1 protein-coding gene is annotated in these 1,405 nt (G+C 39.0%); it reads right to left on the minus strand.

Features of this window, described 5'->3' with window-relative positions; genetic code table 11:
- Positions 1-1,307, minus strand: a protein-coding gene (locus NR125_RS29140; protein WP_256816843.1) for an IS3 family transposase whose coding sequence is annotated in 2 segments (ribosomal slippage) — positions 1-935 and positions 935-1,307 — 1,308 coding nt annotated over the 2 segments. Because the reading frame shifts where the segments join, the coding sequence is not laid out codon by codon here. This gene is flagged as partial in the annotation.
- Positions 1,308-1,405 lie beyond the last annotated feature (98 nt).

A 1,405-nucleotide genomic window follows, 5' to 3' on the forward strand; every position in this document is an offset into this window, starting at 1 on the left:
TTGCTCCGGGGTCATTTTATTTAAGCCCCATTGATAACGATGCTGGTTATATTCCTCAATCACTCGATCCACTTCTTTTCTAACATCTCCTAAATTATCTAATGATTTATACTCTGCTAAATCCTTAAAGTGCCCAAAGAAACTTTCCATTGGTGCGTTATCCCAACAGTTTCCCTTTCGGGACATCGATTGTATTAAGCCAAGTTCTTTTACTTTGCTTTGGAATTGGGGATGGGTATAGTGGAAACCTTGGTCAGAGTGCAGTATGGCTTCTGGATGAAAATGATCGCCAACAGCTTGTTTTAACTTTTTAAGCGTCTTATATACAATATCCATTTCTAACGAAGTGGATAGATGATAAGCGACAATTTCTTTGGTAGCTCCATCTTTTACGCAGGATAAGTATGCTTTTTGTCCCTTTCCGAAATAGAGATAAGTAATGTCAGTAAGCAGGACTTTTCCTGGTTCTTCTTGATTAAATTCTCGGTTAAGGAGGTTGGGACAAGATCGATGCTCATGGGTTGCCTTAGCCATTTTACGATAAGGATTGGCTTTCCTTACTTTTGTTACAAGATTATATTTTGCCATCAGACGCCTAATCTTTTTGTGGTTCATTACCGATGAATAATCATTCTCCATAATCATTTTGATCTGGAGGACACCTACTTTTTCTTTTTTACTTATGAATATTTCTCGAATTAACTCTATATCCAATTGATCCTTCTCGTCACGTTGTGCCCGTAATTGTGCTGCCTTCAGCCAATCGTAGTAGCCACTTCGACTTACGCCTGCCAGTTCACACAGGTAGGAAACAGATTTTTTCAACTGATATGTTCTGATGGTTTTCTCAATTAAAGAAAACTTCTCAGCTGCCGTTAGAATCGTTTCTTCATCAACGCCTGCCTTTCTAGTTCTTCCAGCTTTTTTAAGAAGTCATTCTCTGCCTCAAGGAATTTAATCCTTGCCTCAGCCTTCCTTAGTTTCTCCTCAATGGAAAGTTGTTTAGAAGAAGGACGTCCAGTGCTCCCTTTACCTCGACGTTCCGTAAGGAAACCTTCCTCCCCGAACCTTTCGAATGTTTCTCTCCAACGCTTAAGACAACGTTTTGGCTGTTCCTTGCCAATCATCTCGAGATCAAAGCCTTGTTCAATAAAGATTTGCGATGGTGTTTTCCCACTTTTGTACTCCGCCACTGCTTTTATCTTAAATTCAGAACTATAGGAGATTGACCTCTCAGAAGCCCTCAAAACATTAGGATTCTTTTCAAGCTCTTTCATTTGGAATTCATTATAGATATTCTTACTCATAAAAAATCCTCCGCCTTATTCATTAAAACTATTGAAACACAAAAAACCCCAGAAAGGGGCACTTTTTTATCAGTGTCCACTATCTAGGGTATAGTTCA

It is taken from the genome of Cytobacillus sp. Bac17 (assembly GCF_024519925.1).
In the GTDB taxonomy this organism is placed as follows: domain Bacteria; phylum Bacillota; class Bacilli; order Bacillales; family Cytobacillaceae; genus Cytobacillus; species Cytobacillus pseudoceanisediminis.